General features: G+C 70.9%; 17 protein-coding genes. 11 read left to right on the top strand and 6 right to left on the bottom strand.

Annotated features, from left to right (window positions below):
• Positions 1-2 precede the first annotated feature (2 nt).
• Positions 3-1,244 (top strand): cation:proton antiporter, encoded by a 1,242-nt coding sequence (locus ACLIN4_RS26240; protein WP_100045163.1) that lies wholly within the window; start codon positions 3-5, stop codon positions 1,242-1,244.
• Between the two features lie 190 nt (positions 1,245-1,434).
• On the opposite strand, the gene ACLIN4_RS26235 is transcribed toward ACLIN4_RS26240, so the two are convergent.
• Positions 1,435-1,863, bottom strand: a complete 429-nt coding sequence (locus ACLIN4_RS26235; protein ID WP_100045164.1) for a MazG nucleotide pyrophosphohydrolase domain-containing protein — start codon at positions 1,861-1,863, stop codon at positions 1,435-1,437.
• A gap of 110 nt (positions 1,864-1,973) precedes the next feature.
• On the opposite strand from ACLIN4_RS26235, the gene ACLIN4_RS26230 reads away from it, so the two are divergent.
• Complete coding sequence (locus ACLIN4_RS26230; RefSeq protein ID WP_307652010.1) at positions 1,974-2,969, top strand: TAXI family TRAP transporter solute-binding subunit; 996 nt, start codon at positions 1,974-1,976, stop codon at positions 2,967-2,969.
• Here the strand turns inward: ACLIN4_RS26230 and ACLIN4_RS26225 are convergent.
• Both ACLIN4_RS26225 and ACLIN4_RS26220 read right to left on the bottom strand, forming a co-directional pair.
• Positions 2,948-4,390 carry a sensor histidine kinase gene (locus ACLIN4_RS26225; RefSeq protein WP_307652011.1) on the bottom strand — a complete coding sequence of 481 codons (1,443 nt, stop codon included), beginning with the start codon at positions 4,388-4,390 and terminating at the stop codon, positions 2,948-2,950. The two genes, ACLIN4_RS26230 and ACLIN4_RS26225, sit on opposite strands and share 22 nt — an antisense overlap.
• A gap of 9 nt (positions 4,391-4,399) precedes the next feature.
• The gene (locus tag ACLIN4_RS26220) at positions 4,400-5,086 is read right to left on the bottom strand and encodes a response regulator transcription factor (protein ID WP_107476650.1); all 687 of its coding nucleotides are present in this window, start codon (positions 5,084-5,086) and stop codon (positions 4,400-4,402) included.
• Between the two features lie 301 nt (positions 5,087-5,387).
• Here ACLIN4_RS26220 and ACLIN4_RS26215 point away from each other — a divergent pair, with 301 nt between their 5' ends.
• The 8 genes from ACLIN4_RS26215 (at position 5,388) to ACLIN4_RS26180 (ending at position 11,944) form a co-directional block, all read left to right on the top strand.
• Positions 5,388-6,164, top strand: a complete 777-nt coding sequence (locus ACLIN4_RS26215; protein ID WP_100045167.1) for an amino acid ABC transporter ATP-binding protein — start codon at positions 5,388-5,390, stop codon at positions 6,162-6,164.
• 138 nt (positions 6,165-6,302) lie between these two features.
• The gene (locus ACLIN4_RS26210) at positions 6,303-7,139 is read left to right on the top strand and encodes a glutamate ABC transporter substrate-binding protein (RefSeq protein WP_107476651.1); all 837 of its coding nucleotides are present in this window, start codon (positions 6,303-6,305) and stop codon (positions 7,137-7,139) included.
• Between the two features lie 84 nt (positions 7,140-7,223).
• Entirely contained in the window at positions 7,224-7,892 is a 669-nt protein-coding gene (locus ACLIN4_RS26205) for an amino acid ABC transporter permease (protein ID WP_289908802.1), read from the top strand.
• Positions 7,889-8,782 (top strand): amino acid ABC transporter permease, encoded by an 894-nt coding sequence (locus ACLIN4_RS26200; RefSeq protein WP_107476653.1) that lies wholly within the window; start codon positions 7,889-7,891, stop codon positions 8,780-8,782. The genes ACLIN4_RS26205 and ACLIN4_RS26200 overlap by 4 nt, the downstream gene beginning before the upstream one ends.
• 175 nt (positions 8,783-8,957) lie before the next feature.
• The gene (locus tag ACLIN4_RS26195) at positions 8,958-10,583 is read left to right on the top strand and encodes an FAD-dependent monooxygenase (protein ID WP_411576785.1); all 1,626 of its coding nucleotides are present in this window, start codon (positions 8,958-8,960) and stop codon (positions 10,581-10,583) included.
• 112 nt (positions 10,584-10,695) lie between these two features.
• Entirely contained in the window at positions 10,696-10,896 is a 201-nt protein-coding gene (locus tag ACLIN4_RS26190) for a putative leader peptide (protein WP_354671084.1), read from the top strand.
• 77 nt (positions 10,897-10,973) lie between these two features.
• Positions 10,974-11,555: a cysteine dioxygenase gene (locus tag ACLIN4_RS26185; RefSeq protein ID WP_290012411.1), complete on the top strand. Its 582-nt coding sequence runs from the start codon at positions 10,974-10,976 to the stop codon at positions 11,553-11,555.
• Complete coding sequence (locus ACLIN4_RS26180; RefSeq protein WP_107476655.1) at positions 11,552-11,944, top strand: rhodanese-like domain-containing protein; 393 nt, start codon at positions 11,552-11,554, stop codon at positions 11,942-11,944. Before ACLIN4_RS26185 ends, ACLIN4_RS26180 begins: the two co-directional genes overlap by 4 nt.
• Positions 11,945-12,244: 300 nt before the next feature.
• Here the strand turns inward: ACLIN4_RS26180 and recX are convergent, their stop codons facing one another.
• Together recX and recA are read right to left on the bottom strand one after the other, a co-directional pair.
• A complete protein-coding gene (recX, locus tag ACLIN4_RS26175) occupies positions 12,245-13,057 on the bottom strand; it encodes a recombination regulator RecX (protein ID WP_382023275.1) in 813 nt (270 codons plus the stop codon).
• A 3-nt stretch (positions 13,058-13,060) separates the two neighbouring features.
• Positions 13,061-14,179 carry a recombinase RecA gene (gene recA, locus ACLIN4_RS26170; protein WP_107476657.1) on the bottom strand — a complete coding sequence of 373 codons (1,119 nt, stop codon included), beginning with the start codon at positions 14,177-14,179 and terminating at the stop codon, positions 13,061-13,063.
• Between the two features lie 278 nt (positions 14,180-14,457).
• On the opposite strand from recA, the gene ACLIN4_RS26165 reads away from it, so the two are divergent.
• Positions 14,458-14,658, top strand: coding sequence for a DUF2191 domain-containing protein (locus tag ACLIN4_RS26165; RefSeq protein WP_100045175.1), 201 nt, complete (start codon positions 14,458-14,460; stop codon positions 14,656-14,658).
• Positions 14,659-14,739: 81 nt separating this feature from the next.
• Here the strand turns inward: ACLIN4_RS26165 and ACLIN4_RS26160 are convergent, their stop codons facing one another.
• Positions 14,740-16,014, bottom strand: coding sequence for an AI-2E family transporter (locus ACLIN4_RS26160; RefSeq protein ID WP_289908801.1), 1,275 nt, complete (start codon positions 16,012-16,014; stop codon positions 14,740-14,742).
• Positions 16,015-16,018 lie beyond the last annotated feature (4 nt).

Below are 16,018 nucleotides of genomic sequence, written 5' to 3'. Positions count from 1 at the left end.
CGGTGCACTCCGCGGTTCTGCTGATCGAGTTCGGTTCCATCATTCTGGGGCTCGGGCTGCTGGGCCGGTTCGCCGGCCGGTACCGCCTCTCCCCCATCCCGCTGTACCTGCTGGCCGGCCTGGCGTTCGGTGAGGGCGGGCTGCTGCCGCTGGGTGCGAGCGAGGAGTTCGTGGCCATCGGCGCCGAGATCGGCGTCATCCTCCTGCTGCTGATGCTCGGCCTCGAGTACACGGCCGGCGACCTGGTCACCAACCTCAAGTCGCACTACCCGGCCGGTCTCGTGGACTGCGCCTTCAACGCGGTGCCGGGTGCGGTGGCCGCGCTGCTGCTGGGCTGGGGCCCGGTGGCCGCCGTCGTCCTGGCCGGCGTCACCTGGATCTCGTCGTCCGGTGTCATCGCCAAGGTGCTCGGCGATCTGGGCCGGGTCGGCAACCGTGAGACGCCGGTGATCCTTAGCGTGCTGGTCCTGGAGGACCTGGCGATGGCGGTGTACCTGCCGATCGTCACGGCTCTGGTGGCCGGGGCCGGCCTGATGACCGGAAGCATCACGCTGGCGGTCGCACTGGCCGCGGCCGGTCTGGTGCTGTTCGTGGCGGTGCGGTACGGCCGTCTGATCTCCCGGTTCGTCTCGAGCGACGACCCGGAGAAGCTGCTCCTCGTGGTGCTGGGACTGACGATCCTGGTCGCGGGCGTCGCCCAGCAGCTCCAGGTGTCGGCCGCGGTGGGCGCGTTCCTGGTCGGCATCGCGCTGTCCGGGGAGGTGGCGGAGGGGGCCCACACGCTGCTGAGCCCGCTGCGGGACCTGTTCGCCGCGGTCTTCTTCGTCTTCTTCGGGCTGCACACCGACCCGGCGAGCATCCCGCCGGTCCTGCTGCCCGCCCTGGTGCTGGCACTGCTCACCGCCGTGACCAAGATCGCCACCGGCTACTGGGCGGCACGGCGCGCGGGAATCTCCGTGAAGGGCCGCTGGCGTACGGGCGGGGCGCTGGTGGCGCGCGGCGAGTTCTCGATCGTCATCGCGGGCCTCGCGGTCTCGGCCGGCATCGAACCCTCCCTGGGTCCGCTGGCCACCGCGTACGTGCTCATCCTGGTCATCCTCGGCCCGCTCACCGCACGGTTCACCGAACCGCTGGCGATGCGCCTGTTCCGCCGACGCGACAACCCCGACCGTCCCGGTGATCCCGGCGGCCTGCCCGGCGGGACGCCGCGCGCGAAGGAGGCGGAGGCGTCGGTGGGCGACTGACGCACGAGCCGCAGACCCCTCGGTGCCCGGCGGCGGCCGGACCCGGCTCGACGCGACCCCGGTACGTAGTGCCGGGGTCGTGCCGTGTACGACGACCCGGCCTCGGGCGGAAGGTGCCGGGGACGCGCCGTCTACGACGTCCCGGCCTCGGTACGTAGATGCCGTGGACGCGCCGTGTACGACGGCCGCTTCAGCCCTCCGGCGTCTCCCCGGCCCCCGGCGTCCGTGGCGCCCACCCCTGCCTGCGCAGGACGCCCGACACGTCGGGTGCCTCGTAGTGGTCGCCCTTGAGGACCTTGCCGTCGGCTCTGCGGCTGATGTGGCCATCGGGGCCCACCTTGGTCATGTTGGAACGGTGGATCTCGGCGATCACCGCGTCCAGGTCGATGCCGTGGACGAGGGCCGTGCCGTAGGCCACGTAGACCACGTCGGCCAGTTCGTGCGCAAGCCGGTCCAGCGGGCCCGTCACCGACACCTCGGCGACCTCGGCGGCCTCCTCGGCGAGCAGCTCACCTCTGTGCGCGGCCAGCTCGGGCGAGACCTCGGTCGGAACGCTGCGGGCGTCCAGCCCGAAGGCGAGGTGGAAGGCGCGGACCAGATCGGCGGGCGAAGAGCTCATGCCACCGACTGTAACGATCACCACCGACAGTCGGCCCCGGACGCCTCGGCACCACCGCCGTGTGAGCTCGGCCCTGGTCAGCCGGTGTGCGGGCTGGCAGGATCGCGCACATGTCCTCGCTGCTCTCCCGCATCGGCGGGCGCCGGGCCGTCCAGGGGGCGGTCGCCGGTGCCGTCGCCCTCGGGCTGCTGCTGTGGTGGCTGCTGCCGCTGGGCGAGGAGCCGCCGGGCGGGACGATCACGTTCAGCACGGGCACCCGCGCGGGGGTCTACCAGAAGTACGGCGAACTGCTGCGGACCGAGCTGCGCAAGGACATGCCGGACCTGAAGGTGCGGCTGATGACCAGCGCGGGCTCCCAGGAGAACGTCGAGCGGGTGGCGTCCGGGGAGGCCGACTTCACGATCGCCGCGGCCGACGCGGTGGAGACGTACAAGCTCGCCGGCCGGCCCGGAGCCGAGGCACTGCGCGGGGTCACCCGCCTCTACGACGACTACGTGCAGCTCGTGGTGCCGAGCGACTCGGACATCCACTCCGTCGCCGACCTGCGCGGCAAGCGGGTCGCCATAGGGCTGCCGAACTCGGGCGTGCGGCTCATCGCGACCCGGCTGCTGGAGGCCGTGGGCATCGATCCGGAGAAGGACATCACGCCTCGCGCGGACGGCATCGACACCGGCCCCGGGCGGCTCGGCGAGGAGCTGGACGCGTTCTTCTGGTCGGGTGGCGTGCCGACGGACGGGCTCAGGGAGATCGCGGAGACCTCCGCCTTCCGGTTCGTGCCGATCGACGAGGACCTCGTCACCGAGCTTCACGAGTCCGGCGGCGCGACCCGCTACTACCGCACCACCAACATGCCGGAGTCGGCCTACCCGACCGTGCAGAACGGTGCCGTGGTGCCGACCATGGCGGTGTCGAACCTGCTGGTGACCCGCGCGGACCTGGACCCGCGGCTCACCGAGTGGCTGACCAGGACGGTCCTCGACAGCCGTGACGGCATCGGGGCGCACGTCCACTCCGCGCAGCTCGTGGACCTGCGTACGGCGATCTACACCGACCCGCTGGAGCTGCACGAGGGGGCCAGGCGCTACTACCGGTCGGTCAAACCGTAGGGCGCTCCCGCTTCCCCGCGCGTGCCCGAGCGCGGCACCATGACCGTCACCTCCAGGCCGTGCGGCTCGTGGTGCGCGAAGGTGATCGAGCCGTCGCCCGCCGCGAGCAGCGCCCGGCAGATGGACAGGCCGAGACCGGAACCCTTGATGTTCTGGTGCCGGCCGCTGCGCCAAAAACGGTCGCCCACGCGCGCGAGTTCCTCGTCGGTCAGCCCCGGGCCGTCGTCGGTGACGACGACGGTGGCCGTGTCCCCGGTGGAAGCGACCGCGACCCGCACGGTCCCGTCGGCCGGCGTGAACTTCACCGCGTTGTCGATGACCGCGTCCAGGGCGCTGGAGAGCGCCACCGCGTCGGCCCATCCCGTGGTCGGCGGACAGTCCCCCACCAGCCGTACGCCCTTGGCGTCGGCCGTCGGCGCCCAGGCCGCCACCCGCTCGGCGGCCAGCGCGCCGATGTCGGTGACCTCGAGGTCGGCCTGGGTGTGCTCGGCCAGCGCCAGGTCGAGCAGGTCGTCCAGAACACGGGCCAGGCGCTTCCCCTCGGTCCGGACCGAGGCGATCTCCTCGTTGTCCTCGGGCAGCTCCAGGGCGAGCAGTTCGATCCGCAGCAGCAGCGCCGCGAGGGGGTTGCGCAGCTGGTGCGAGGCGTCGGCCACGAAGGCGCGCTGCTGCTCCAGCACCTCCTCCACGTGGTCCGCCATCTCGTTGAACGACCGGGCGAGCCGTCTGAGCTCCGGCGGTCCCCCGGCCGGCGCCACCCGGGACTTGAGCCGTCCCGTGGCGATGTCGTGCGTGGTGGCGTCCAGCACGCGCACCGGCCTGAGCACCCAGCCGGTCAGCCGGAGCGCGGCTCCGACGGCGAGCAGCATGGCGGCGGTCTCCCCGGCACCGATGATCAGCCAGCCGCGCAGGACGCGCGCCGCCATCGAGTCGGTGGGTGACTCGGTGACCACCACCGCGACGACGTCCCCGTCCCGGATGACGGGCGAGGCGACGACCAGCGTGCCGTCCTCCCACGGCCACACCTGCTCGGGATCGTGACTGCGGCGGCTGAGCAGCGCCTCGTCGAAGGCGTCGCGCACCTCTCCGCTCTGCGGCAGGAACCAGGTCGTCGGAGCGTTGGCCATCGGGATGTGGGTCCGGTAGAAGACGCCCGCCTTGATGCCGTAGACCTCGTAGTAGCTGGTGAGCTCGGTCTGCAGGGTCTCCAGGCGCTCGTCCGTACTGGTGCGGCGTGATCCGCCCGGCACCTCCTCGGTGACGAACTGGGCGAGCGCGGCGAAGCGTGCCGTGTCGTCCATGCGGTCGATGACGACCTTCTGCTGCTCCGCGCGGGCGACGCTCACGCCCAGGGGCACGCCGAGCGCGAGCAGTACGGCCGCCATCAGGACGATGAGCAGCGGGAGCAGGCGTGTGCTCACCCGGCCCCGCTACGCGCCGGGGGCGACGAGGCGGTAGCCGACGCCGCGGACGGTCTCGATGAGCGCCGGCATGCGCAGCTTGGCGCGCAGCGAGGCGACGTGGACTTCCAGGGTCCGCCCGGTGCCCTCCCAGCTGGTGCGCCACACCTCACTGATGATCTGCTCCCGGCGGAAGACCACCCCGGGGCGCTGCGCGAGCAGGGCGAGCAGGTCGAACTCCTTGCGGGTGAGCTGGACGGCCGCCCCGTCCACGCTGACCTGACGCGTCGGCAGGTCGATGCGCACCGCGCCCAGGCGCACCACGGTCTCGGTGCTCCCCGTGGCGTCCTCGTGGGCGGTGCGCCGGCTGACGGCGTGGATGCGGGCGAGCAGCTCTCCGGTGTCGTACGGCTTGACCACGTAGTCGTCGGCGCCGAGGTTCAGGCCGTGGATGCGGGAGCGGACGTCGGAGCGGGCGGTGACCATGATGACCGGGGTGCCGGTGAGCTTGCGGATCTTTCCGCAGACCTCGTAGCCGTCCTGGTCGGGCAGGCCGAGGTCGAGCAGGACGACGCCGAAGCAGTCGCCGTCGGGGACGAGCGCCTGGAGTGCCTCCTCACCGCTGCGCGCGTGGGTGACGTCGAAGCCGTGCCGTGCCAGGATCGCGGACAGGGCGGCGGCCACGTGGTTGTCGTCCTCGACGAGCAGCAGTCTCATCCGGGCTCCCTTCGGTTCATCGGCCGTACGCCCGAGGCGGGTAGAAACAGGACGGGCGCATAGGCACGCACGCGCGCGTGCGCCTCGTGCAGTGACGCCGATGAATGGGGACGGCGTCAAGAGGGTTCCGGTTGCGGCCGCTCGAAGTTATCCGGCCGATATGCGCCCTGCTCACAAGTGCTACGACTCGTGTCCGATTGCTATCGGATCGTGATGCTCAGATTCCCCTCAGATGTAGAGACGCAGGTCGTTCGGCGTTACTACTGTCCTCCGAAACCGAGGAGGACGGAGCCCGAGAGCGATGACCGAAGTATCGGTGGCCAAGGAAGACAAGGCCTCGACCGGCGAACTGGTCGTCCTGAAGAGTGTCAACAAGCACTTCGGCGCGTTGCACGTGCTCCAGGACATCGACCTGACGATCACCCGCGGCGAGGTCGTCGTGGTCATCGGGCCCTCCGGGTCCGGCAAGTCCACCCTGTGCCGCACCATCAACCGCCTGGAGACCATCGACTCGGGATCGATCGCGATCGACGGCAAGCCGCTGCCCGCGGAGGGCAAGGAGCTCGCCAGGCTGCGGGCCGACGTCGGCATGGTCTTCCAGTCCTTCAACCTCTTCGCGCACAAGACCGTGCTCGAGAACGTCACCCTGGGCCAGATCAAGGTCCGCAAGGTCGACGCCAAGAAGGCCGAGGAGAAGGCGCGCGCCCTGCTCGACCGGGTCGGCGTGGGCGCCCAGGCGGACAAGTACCCCGCGCAGCTCTCCGGTGGTCAGCAGCAGCGCGTCGCCATCGCGCGGGCGCTGGCCATGGACCCGAAGGTCATGCTCTTCGACGAGCCGACGTCGGCTCTCGACCCCGAGATGATCAACGAGGTCCTGGAGGTCATGAAGCAGCTCGCCGAGGACGGCATGACCATGATCGTGGTCACCCACGAGATGGGCTTCGCCCGGTCGGCGGCCAACCGCGTGGTGTTCATGGCGGACGGCCGGATCGTCGAAGAGGCCACGCCGGACCAGTTCTTCAGCAACCCGCGCAGTGACCGTGCCAAGGACTTCCTGTCGAAGATCCTGCATCACTGACCCGGTGCGGCTCCGGCGCCCCGCGTCGACCGCCCTGGCGGCCCACTCCTGTCGGCCGCATCCGATCGCCCGATCCTCTGATCGCCTGATCCTCTGATCGTCCGATCGCCGTTCGATCACAGCCAAAGGATGTTCACCATGAAGCTCCGCAAGGTCTCCGCCGCCTCGGCCACCGTGCTCGCCCTCGCCCTCACCGCCACCGCGTGCGGCTCCGACGACGGGGACGACAGCGGCTCCTCCGGCGGCGGCAAGAAGATCACCATCGGCATCAAGTTCGACCAGCCGGGTCTCGGCCAGAAGACCCCGGACGGCTACGAGGGCTTCGACGTGGACGTCGCCACGTACGTCGCCAAGAAGCTCGGCTACACCGAGGACCAGATCGAGTGGAAGGAGTCGAAGAGCGCCGACCGCGAGACCATGCTGCAGCGCGGTGACGTCGACTTCATCGCCGCGACGTACTCGATCACGCCGCAGCGCCAGGAGAAGGTCGACTTCGCCGGCCCGTATCTGCTGGCCCACCAGGACGTGCTGATCCGTGCCGACGACGACAAGATCAAGTCGCCGGAGGACCTGAACGACGCGAAGCTCTGCTCGGTCACCGGCTCGACCTCGGCGCAGAACGTCAAGGAGAAGCTGGCCCCGAAGGCGCAGCTGCAGAACTACCCGACGTACTCCGCCTGCCTCACCGGTCTGCAGAACGGCGCCATCGACGCACTGACCACGGACGACTCGATCCTCGCCGGCTACGCCTCGCAGGATCAGTTCAAGGGCAAGTTCAAGCTCGGCGGCTTCAAGATGACCAACGAGAACTACGGCATCGGCGTCAAGAAGGGCAGCGACCTCAAGGCCAAGATCAACGACGCGCTGGAGGCCATGGTCTCTGAGGGCGCCTGGGACACGGCCGTCAAGGACAACTTCGGCCCGGCCAACTACAAGAACGAGCCGGCGCCGAAGATCGGCGACGTCAAGAGCTGAGGCCGGGCCTGACAGGGTGCGCCGTCCTCCGGAAGGGGCGGCGCACCGGGGCGGGCATCCCTACACGCGGAAGCGCGGGAGATCGTGTTCGACTTTCTTCAGGATTACGACCTGGCGGGAGCCATCTGGACGACAGTACAGCTCGCTGTGCTCTCGGCAGTCGGCTCCTTGATCTGGGGCACCATACTGGCCGCCATGCGGGTCGGCCCGGTGCCGTTGATGCGCGGCTTCGGGACCGCGTACGTGAACATCGTGCGGAACATTCCGCTCACGGTGATCATCCTGTTCGCGTCGCTGGGTCTGTTTCAGACCCTGAGCATCACGCTCGGCGCCGAAGGAGACTTCGAGACGATCAACTTCCGGCTCGCCGTCCTCGGCCTGGTCCTCTACACCTCGGCCTTCGTCTGTGAGGCGCTGCGCTCGGGCATCAACACGGTGCCGGTCGGCCAAGCGGAGGCCGCCAGGGCGATCGGGCTCAGCTTCGGTCAGGTACTGCGCTATGTGGTGCTCCCCCAGGCGTTCCGTTCCTCCGTCGTTCCCCTGGCGAACGTGCTCATCGCACTCATCAAGAACACCACGGTGGCCGCCGCCATCGGCGTGGCCGAGACGGCGCTGCTGATGAAGGAGATGATCGAGAACGAGGCTCAGTTGCTGCTGATCTCTGCGGTCATCGCCCTCGTGTTCGTGGTCCTGACTCTGCCGACCGGCCTGATTCTCGGCTGGGTGGGCAAGAAGGTGGCGGTAAAGCGATGAGCTCCGTTCTCTACGACGCTCAGGGCCCACGCGCCAAGCGGCGCAATGTCCTCTTCACGGCCCTCTTCCTCGTCGCCTTCGCCGCCCTGCTGTGGTGGGTCGTCGGCACGCTCTCCGACAAGGGCCAGTTGGACTGGGCCAAGTGGAAGATGTTCTTCACCAGCAGTGAGCCCTGGTCGACGTACATCTGGCCGGGTCTCCAGAACACCCTGAAGGCGGCCGTCCTCTCGGTGATCATCGCGCTGCCGCTCGGCGCGGTGCTCGGTATCGCCAGGCTTTCGGACCACGCGTGGGTCCGTATTCCTGCCGCGATCGTGGTCGAGTTCTTCCGGTCCATCCCCGTGCTGGTCCTGATGATCTTCGGTCTCGCCCTGTTCTCCGAGTACACCAGCGTCAGCTCGGACGATCGTCCGCTTTACGCCGTGGTCACCGGCCTGGTGCTCTACAACGCCTCCGTCCTGGCGGAGATCGTCCGGGCGGGCATCCTCGCGCTGCCCAAGGGGCAGGCCGAGGGCGCTATGGCAATCGGTCTGCGCAAGGGCCAGGTCATGCGGCTGATCCTGCTGCCGCAGGCGGTCACCACAATGCTGCCGGCCATCGTCAGCCAGCTCGTGGTGATCGTGAAGGACACCGCGCTGGGCGGCGCGGTCCTCACCTTCCCCGAATTGCTCGCCTCCGCGAACACGATGAGCGCCTACTACGGCGCCAACACCATCGCCAGCTTCACGGTGGTGGCCGTCATCTTCATCGCGCTCAACTTCGCCCTCACCAGCTTCGCGAGCTGGCTGGAGCGGAGGCTGCGGCGGGCCAAGAAGTCGACCGGCGCGGTGCTGAAGGCCGACGACGCGGGTGTCGCCGGCTCGAACGCGACCGGCGCCGGTGGCCCCTGACACACGGTCACCTCGCACAACACCGACGGAGGCAGCGGCATGATCGCCACTGCCTCCGTCGCTTGACGCAAGCAGCGCCAGTGGGTTGCATACGTTCTGTGACCGTGCACCCTGCTCCAACGTCCTGTTCACCTACGTCCCCCGGGACACCGTCACGGGCAGGGGGCGCCGCGCCGTGGACCCGGTGATCATCACCGGAGCGGGGCCCGTCGGGCTCACGCTCGCCCTGGCGCTGGCGCGGCAGGAGGTGCCCTGTGTCGTCCTCGACGAAGGGCCGGGCAAGGACGAACCGCGACCCGCGCGCACCGTGGTCCTGCGCGAGGACACCGTCGCCCTCCTGGAACGGCTGACCGGCACACCGCTGACCGGCCTGGGCTCCCGTTGGGCCGGATGGCGGTCGATGCGGCGCAAGCAGGTGATTCGCGAGGTCGAGTTCGGCGACACCGACCCGGCGCCCCTGCACATCGCCCAGCACGAACTGACCGGCGCGCTGCGCACGGCACTGGCCCGCGAATCACTCGTCAAGGTCGCGGTGGACAGCCGTCTGGACGGCATCGAGCAGGAGAGCTCGGGCGTTACCGCCCACACCCGCGGGCCCAGCGGCACCTGGTGGCGCGGCAGTTACCTGGTCGGCTGCGACGGCCCGCGTTCGACCGTCCGCAAGCTCCAGGACGTCCGCTTCCCCGGCCGTACGGCGGTGGAACGATACGCCGTCGCCACCCTGCGCACGGAACTCCCGTGGACCGACGAGGCACTGCTCCACCGGATGCCGCCGTGGCGGACGTCCGGCCCGTCGGCGGGCGAGATCGTGGCCCGCCCCCTGCCGGACGGCGTGTGGCGCCTGGACTGGCTGCTGCCGCCCGGGAAGGACCTGGTCACACCGGAGCTGCTGGTGAACCGCGTCCGGGAGACGCTCACCGGCTGGGCCGAGGGGGTGACTCCCGCGTACGAACTTCTCGACACCGGGGTCCACACCGTCCACCACCGGCTGGCCCGCCGCTGGCGGGTGGGCCGTGTATTCCTCGCCGGAGACGCGGCGCATCTCCTGGGCGCGCTGGGCACCCAGGGCCTGGAGGAGGGGCTGCGGGACGCCGACAACCTCGCCTGGAAGCTGGCCCTGGCCTGGCACCACGGACCGCGCGAGGCGCTGCTCGACAGTTACCAGGAGGAGCGGCGTGCGGCGATCGCCGCACGGCTGCGCGCCGCCGACCAGGTACTTCCGCTGCTGCGCGGCGGCGGAGGACTGCGTTCCTACGTACCCGGCTCTTCCCGGGGCAACGACACGCTGCTTGCCGACGGTCACCTGGGGCGCGGGGCCCTGGGCGCGCCGGGAGCGTACACCGGTTCGCCGCTCACGCCCGGGCCCCTCGCCGGGGAGGTGGCCGTCGGCACGCCGCCGGGGGCGCCCGTCACCGACGTACGGGTCACGGCCGAGGACGGCACGTTCGTACGACTGCGTGACCGGCTCGGGCGCGGGGCGTTGCTGGTGGTGCTCATCGCGCCGGGTACCGGTGTGTGGGACCGGAAGCACTGGGTGACCGCCGGGATCATGCCCCGGCTGGCGGCCGCGGTGACGGCGCTCCCCCACCACGCCGAGCTGCTGGTCGCCGAGGCCTACCCGGGTGCCGCCGCCCACACCGTGCTGCTGGTGCGGCCCGACGGCCACCTGGTCACGGCGCTGGGCGGCGTCCGTCCGGCCGACCTGTACGCGGCGGCGGAGGCGGCGCTGGGCGGGGCCACGGCCGCGGCGACCGCCACGGAGGAAGAGGCGGAGGCGGGAGCGGCGGCCGGCTCTCGCTGACCGGCCGTGGGGCGGCAGCGTGCGGCGGCCACTCGCCGATGGGCCGTGAGGCGGCAGCGCGTGGCGGCCACTCGCCGATGGACCGTGGGGCGGCAGCGCGTGGCGGCCGGGCGTGCGCGGCCGCGCGTGGCGGCGGTGTGGGACGACCGGCGCGGACCCGGACCGTCGCCGTCCACGTGGTGAAGGTGAGTTGACCGGCCCACACCGTCGTGGTCTACTCCGGACCGTGACCGACACCTGTGTGCGCCTGTGGCGGAGGGTCCATATGGACCTCGTCCGCTACGCGGGCTGCGTGTGTCGCCCGTCCTGCTGAATTCGCCTCACTTTGCTTCCCGCGCGCCGCTCTACGCGCAGTCGCGCGCTCCACGCGAACTCCCAGGACGGTTACCCGTGTCTGTCTCTTCCCCCGCCTCCTCCCCCGCACCGAGCCCCGCCCCCGCACCGGCTCCCACTGGTGCGTCCGCATCCGCGGCCGAGGCCGCTCCGACCGAGGCCGAGCTGCTCGACTTCGTACGGCGTACGGCCGCCGACGCCGACCTGATCGCATCGTTGCCGCTGGACCCCCAGGGCCGTACCTGGGCGCGGCTGGCCGGACCCGGCGGCAGCGAGGCCTGGCTGATCGGCTGGCCGCCCGGTACGGGCACCGGCTGGCACGACCACGCCGAGTCCGTCGGCGCCTTCGTGACCGCCGCGGGCGAACTCAAGGAGAACGCCCTCGCCGCCCGCCTGCCCACCGAGGGCTGGAAGACGCTGGAACTCACCGACGACGTGGACCGGGAACGCCGGTTGCCGGCCGGCCAGGGACGGGCCTTCGGCAGGCACCACGTGCACGAAGTGCTCAACGAGTCGACCGAGCTGCACGCGATCTCCGTGCACGCCTACTACCCGCCCCTGCCCCGCATCCGCCGGTACAGCCGCAGCGGGCACACACTGCGCCTGGAGCAGGTCGAGCGCCCGGAGGACTGGCAGTGAGCGAGCCGACCGGAATCGACGCGCTGCTGGAGCGGGTGCGCAGCGGCTACCGGCGGATCGGGCCGCACGAGGCCCACGCCGCCGCCGCGGCCGGCACGGCGCTGCTGGTCGACATCAGGTACGCCGCCCTGCGCGAACGGGACGGTGTGGTTCCCGGCGCCCTGGTCGTCGAGCGGAACGAGCTGGAGTGGCGCCTGGATCCGCAGGGCAGCCACCGTCTCCCCGAGGCCACGGACCACGAACTGCGCGTCGTCGTGCTCTGCGACGAGGGGTACGCCTCCAGTCTGGCCGCGGAGTCCCTGCACCGGCTCGGGCTGCGCCGGGCCACCGATGTGATCGGGGGGTTCCAGGCGTGGCGGACGGCGGGGCTTCCGGTGACCGGTCCGTAGCGTCTCCGGCCGGACGCGCCGGAGGTGGGGGCGGTCGGGTTCCGACGTCGATGGCGGGACAGTAGGGCGGTGGGGTGGTCCGCGCCCGGTGACGAGGCCGCCTCGTCGAGGATCTCGCGGGCGGCGAGGGCCCACTGCTCGTCGGCACGAAAGCGTGTCCAGGTCGGCGAGGACCCGGGGCGTGGTGCCGGTGGCGCCGGTGCTCCCGGTGGCGCCGTGCTCTCGGTGGTGCCGGGGGTGCCCGCCTACCGGCGCCGCGACCCAGCCGACGTAATGCCGGGTCAGGGGCCCGCTGCCCGGTCAGGGCCCCTCGTCACCGAGGAAGTCCGTGTCCTCGCCCTCCTCCTCCAGCGCCTGGCGGACCACCCGCAGGGCCATGCCCTCGGGATAGCCCTTGCGGGCCAGCATGCCCGCGAGGCGGCGCAGTCTCTTGTCGCGGTCGAGGCCCCGGGTGGCGCGCAGCTTGCGGGCGACCAGCTCGCGAGCGGTCTCCTCCTCCTGCTCGGAGTCCAGCCGGGAGACCGCCGCGTCGATGAGCGTGGCGTCGACGCCCTTGGTCCGCAGCTCTCTGGCGAGGGCGCGCCGGGCCAGCCCGCGGCCGTGATGCCGGGACTCCACCCAGGCGTCCGCGAACGCGCTGTCGTTGATCAGCCCGACCTCCTCGAACCTGGACAGCACCTCCTCGGCGGCCTCGTCGGGGATCTCGCGTTTGCGCAGCGCGTCGGCGAGTTGCGCTCGGGTGCGCGGGGTCCCGGTGAGCAGGCGCAGGCAGACCGCCCGTGCCTGCTCGACCGGGTCCCGCGGAGGCTCCCCCTTCTCGGCCCTCGACGAGGAAGTGGCACCTCCGTCCTCGACGGACGGCTCCGCGCGCCCGCGCCGCCGTCCGCGTCCCCCACCACTCACTCCGCGCCCCCGTCCGCCTGTGCGGCGCGCCCCGCCGTCACCGTGGCACGCCTCACCTTCGTCACGGGCAGCGCCGGCGAACGGAGCCGTCTCGTACGAATCCCTCTCGTACGGAGCCGTCTCGTACGGGGCCGCGGCCGCCCCGTACGCGCCGTCGCTCGTCCCGGCGGAGCCGTCCGCGTACTCGGCCCAGTCGGTTCGTCGTGTCACGGGTCAGCTCTTGGCTGCCGCGGCCTTGGACTTGGCGGCCTTGGCCGTCGCGGGGGCGGGCACCGCCGGTGCGGGGTCGGCCGCGGCGGCGTCCGGTCCCGGCTCGGTGGCCGCCGGCTCCGCGGGACGGACCCCGACGCCCAGCTTTTCCTTGATCTTCTTCTCGATCTCGTTGGCGAGGTCGGGGTTGTCCTTCAGGAAGTTGCGCGCGTTCTCCTTGCCCTGGCCGAGCTGGTCGCCCTCGTACGTGTACCAGGCGCCGGCCTTGCGGACGAAGCCGTGCTCCACGCCCATGTCGATCAGGCCGCCCTCGCGGCTGATGCCCTGGCCGTAGAGGATGTCGAACTCGGCCTGCTTGAAGGGCGGCGCGACCTTGTTCTTGACGACCTTGCAGCGGGTGCGGTTGCCGACCGCCTCCGTGCCGTCCTTCAGCGTCTCGATGCGGCGGATGTCGATGCGCACAGAGGCGTAGAACTTCAGCGCCCGGCCACCGGTCGTCGTCTCCGGGGAGCCGAACATGACGCCGATCTTCTCGCGGAGCTGGTTGATGAAGATCGCGGTGGTCTTGGACTGGTTGAGCGCGCTGGTGATCTTCCGGAGGGCCTGGCTCATCAGCCGGGCCTGGAGACCGACGTGGCTGTCGCCCATCTCGCCCTCGATCTCCGCACGCGGCACGAGCGCGGCGACGGAGTCGATGACGATGAGGTCGAGGGCGCCGGAGCGGACCAGCATGTCCACGATCTCCAGGGCCTGCTCGCCGTTGTCCGGCTGGGACAGGATCAGGTTGTCGATGTCGACGCCGAGCTTCTGCGCGTACTCGGGGTCGAGGGCGTGCTCCGCGTCCACGAACGCGACCTGGCCGCCGGCCTTCTGCGCGTTCGCCACGGCGTGCAGGGTCAGGGTCGTCTTGCCCGAGGACTCGGGGCCGTAGATCTCCACGACCCGGCCGCGCGGGATGCCGCCGACCCCGAGGGCCACGTCGAGCGCGGTCGACCCGGTCGAGATGACCTCGATGGGCTCCTTCGACCGCTCGCCCATGCGCATGACCGCGCCCTTGCCGAATTGCCGTTCAATCTGTGCGAGCGCGGCGTCCAGGGCCTTCTCGCGGTCGGTTCCTGCCATGGGTTCCACCCGGTTTGCTTGATTCGATCGCTTCACGTCAAAGACGCTAATGCCTGCCACTGACAATGCGCCCCGATGCGGGTCCGGCCTGTGGATAACTCGGGCACTTCTCCGTCCAAACCCAGTCGAATCGCCCGTCACGAGCCTCGCCGGAGCCTCCATAAGAATGGATGTTCGATTTTTGTGTCAAGCGCACCACGCAGCACTCCCGAGCGTACGTCTGCCGGGCCGGCGGCCGGGTGGCTAGAGTGCGGACGCGACGCGAAGAGGGGGACACCGTGGCCAAGGTCAGCATCAGTCTTGACGCCGAACTGGTGGTGGAGGTGATGGTCCTGGCCGGCATCGGCTCTCCCCAGGACGCGGTCGAGGCAGTGGTGCGGGACTACATCGCCCGCGGCCACCGCACGGAGACCCGCACCGATCACACGGACCACGGCCTGCGCGAGGTCGACGCCAAGCCCCAGGAGCCGCAGGGCTGATCCCTGCCGCACCGTGGCCGGGGCCCGGGCCCCGCGACGGCCCAGGTGCGGGCCGTGGCCTGCCGCCCCGCGCCGTCGGGCCTAGGAGCGGCCTTCCCGACCCGTCCCGGCACCGCTGGGCCCCTCGGGCTCCGGCCGCTTGGCCCACAGCTTGCGCAGCCGCGTGGGCTCCCTGGACCCCGCCGGTCGGCGGCTCCGGCGTCCGTGGACGCGTGGATCGTCCGTCACGTCGTAACGCTTGACGTAGGCCCCCAGGAACGCCTGCAGTGTCGCGATCGCCGGAATGGCGATCAGCGCGCCGACGGCACCGAGCAGGGCGGTGCCCGCGACGACCGATCCGAAGGCGACCGCGGGGTGGATGTCCACGGTCTTGGACGTCAGCTTGGGCTGCAGCACGTAGTTCTCGAACTGCTGGTAGATCACCACGAAGACCAGCACCCACAGCGCGTACCACGGGTTGACCGTGAAGGCGATCAGCATGGGCAGGGCACCCGCGAGGTAGGTGCCGATGGTCGGGATGAACTGCGACACCAGGCCCACCCACACGGCGAGCGCGGGGGCGTAGGGAACCTCCAGGAACTCCAGCAGGATGTAGTGCGCTATGCCGGAGACGAGAGCCATCAGACCGCGCGAGTACAGGTAACCGCCGGTCTTGTCCACGGCGATCTCCCACGCGCGCAGCACCTCGGCCTGCCGGGCGGGCGGCAGGACGGAGCAGAGCGCACGCCGCAGCCGGGGACCGTCGGCGGCGAAGTAGAAGGAGAACAGCAGGATCGTCAGCAACTGGAAGAGGCCGCCCAGGACCTGGGCCGACACGTCGAGGACGCCGGTCGCGCTGTTCTGCACGTAGTTGCGCAGCCAGTCGGAGCGGAGCAGGCCCTCCTGGATGTCGACTCTTCTCAGCTCGGTGTGGAAGTGGCCGTTGACCCAGTTGATGACGGAGTCGAGGTACTCCGGGAAGTCCTCGACCATCTTGACGATCTGTCCCGCGAGCATGGAGCCGAGCAGCGTGACGAATCCGGCGGCCGCGATCAGTACGACGAGGAACACGACGAAGGTGGCCAGACCGCGGCGCACGCCGCGCGCGGCCATCCAGCTCACCGCGGGTTCGATGGCGAGGGCCAGGAAGAACGCGATGAGGATGTTGATCAGCAGGCCGGTGAGCTGGTGGAAGGCCCAGCTGCCCAGCTGGAAGACGGCGATGAGCGCGAGGGCGAGCACCATGGCGCGCGGCAGCCAGCGCGGCATGCGCGCGCCCGGCCCGGCGGCGTCCCTGGGCGGGGGCGGGGCGGGCGGCGTCGTGCCGGTCGTGGATGCGTGCCGGGTCGCCTGCCCGGTCTCGTCAGTGGGTGCCACGGAC

It is taken from the genome of Streptomyces mutabilis (genome assembly GCF_046628145.1).
GTDB classification, from domain to species: domain Bacteria; phylum Actinomycetota; class Actinomycetes; order Streptomycetales; family Streptomycetaceae; genus Streptomyces; species Streptomyces mutabilis.
Note: the sequence above shows the minus strand (reverse complement) of the source record. Positions and strands in the feature narration are given on the sequence as shown.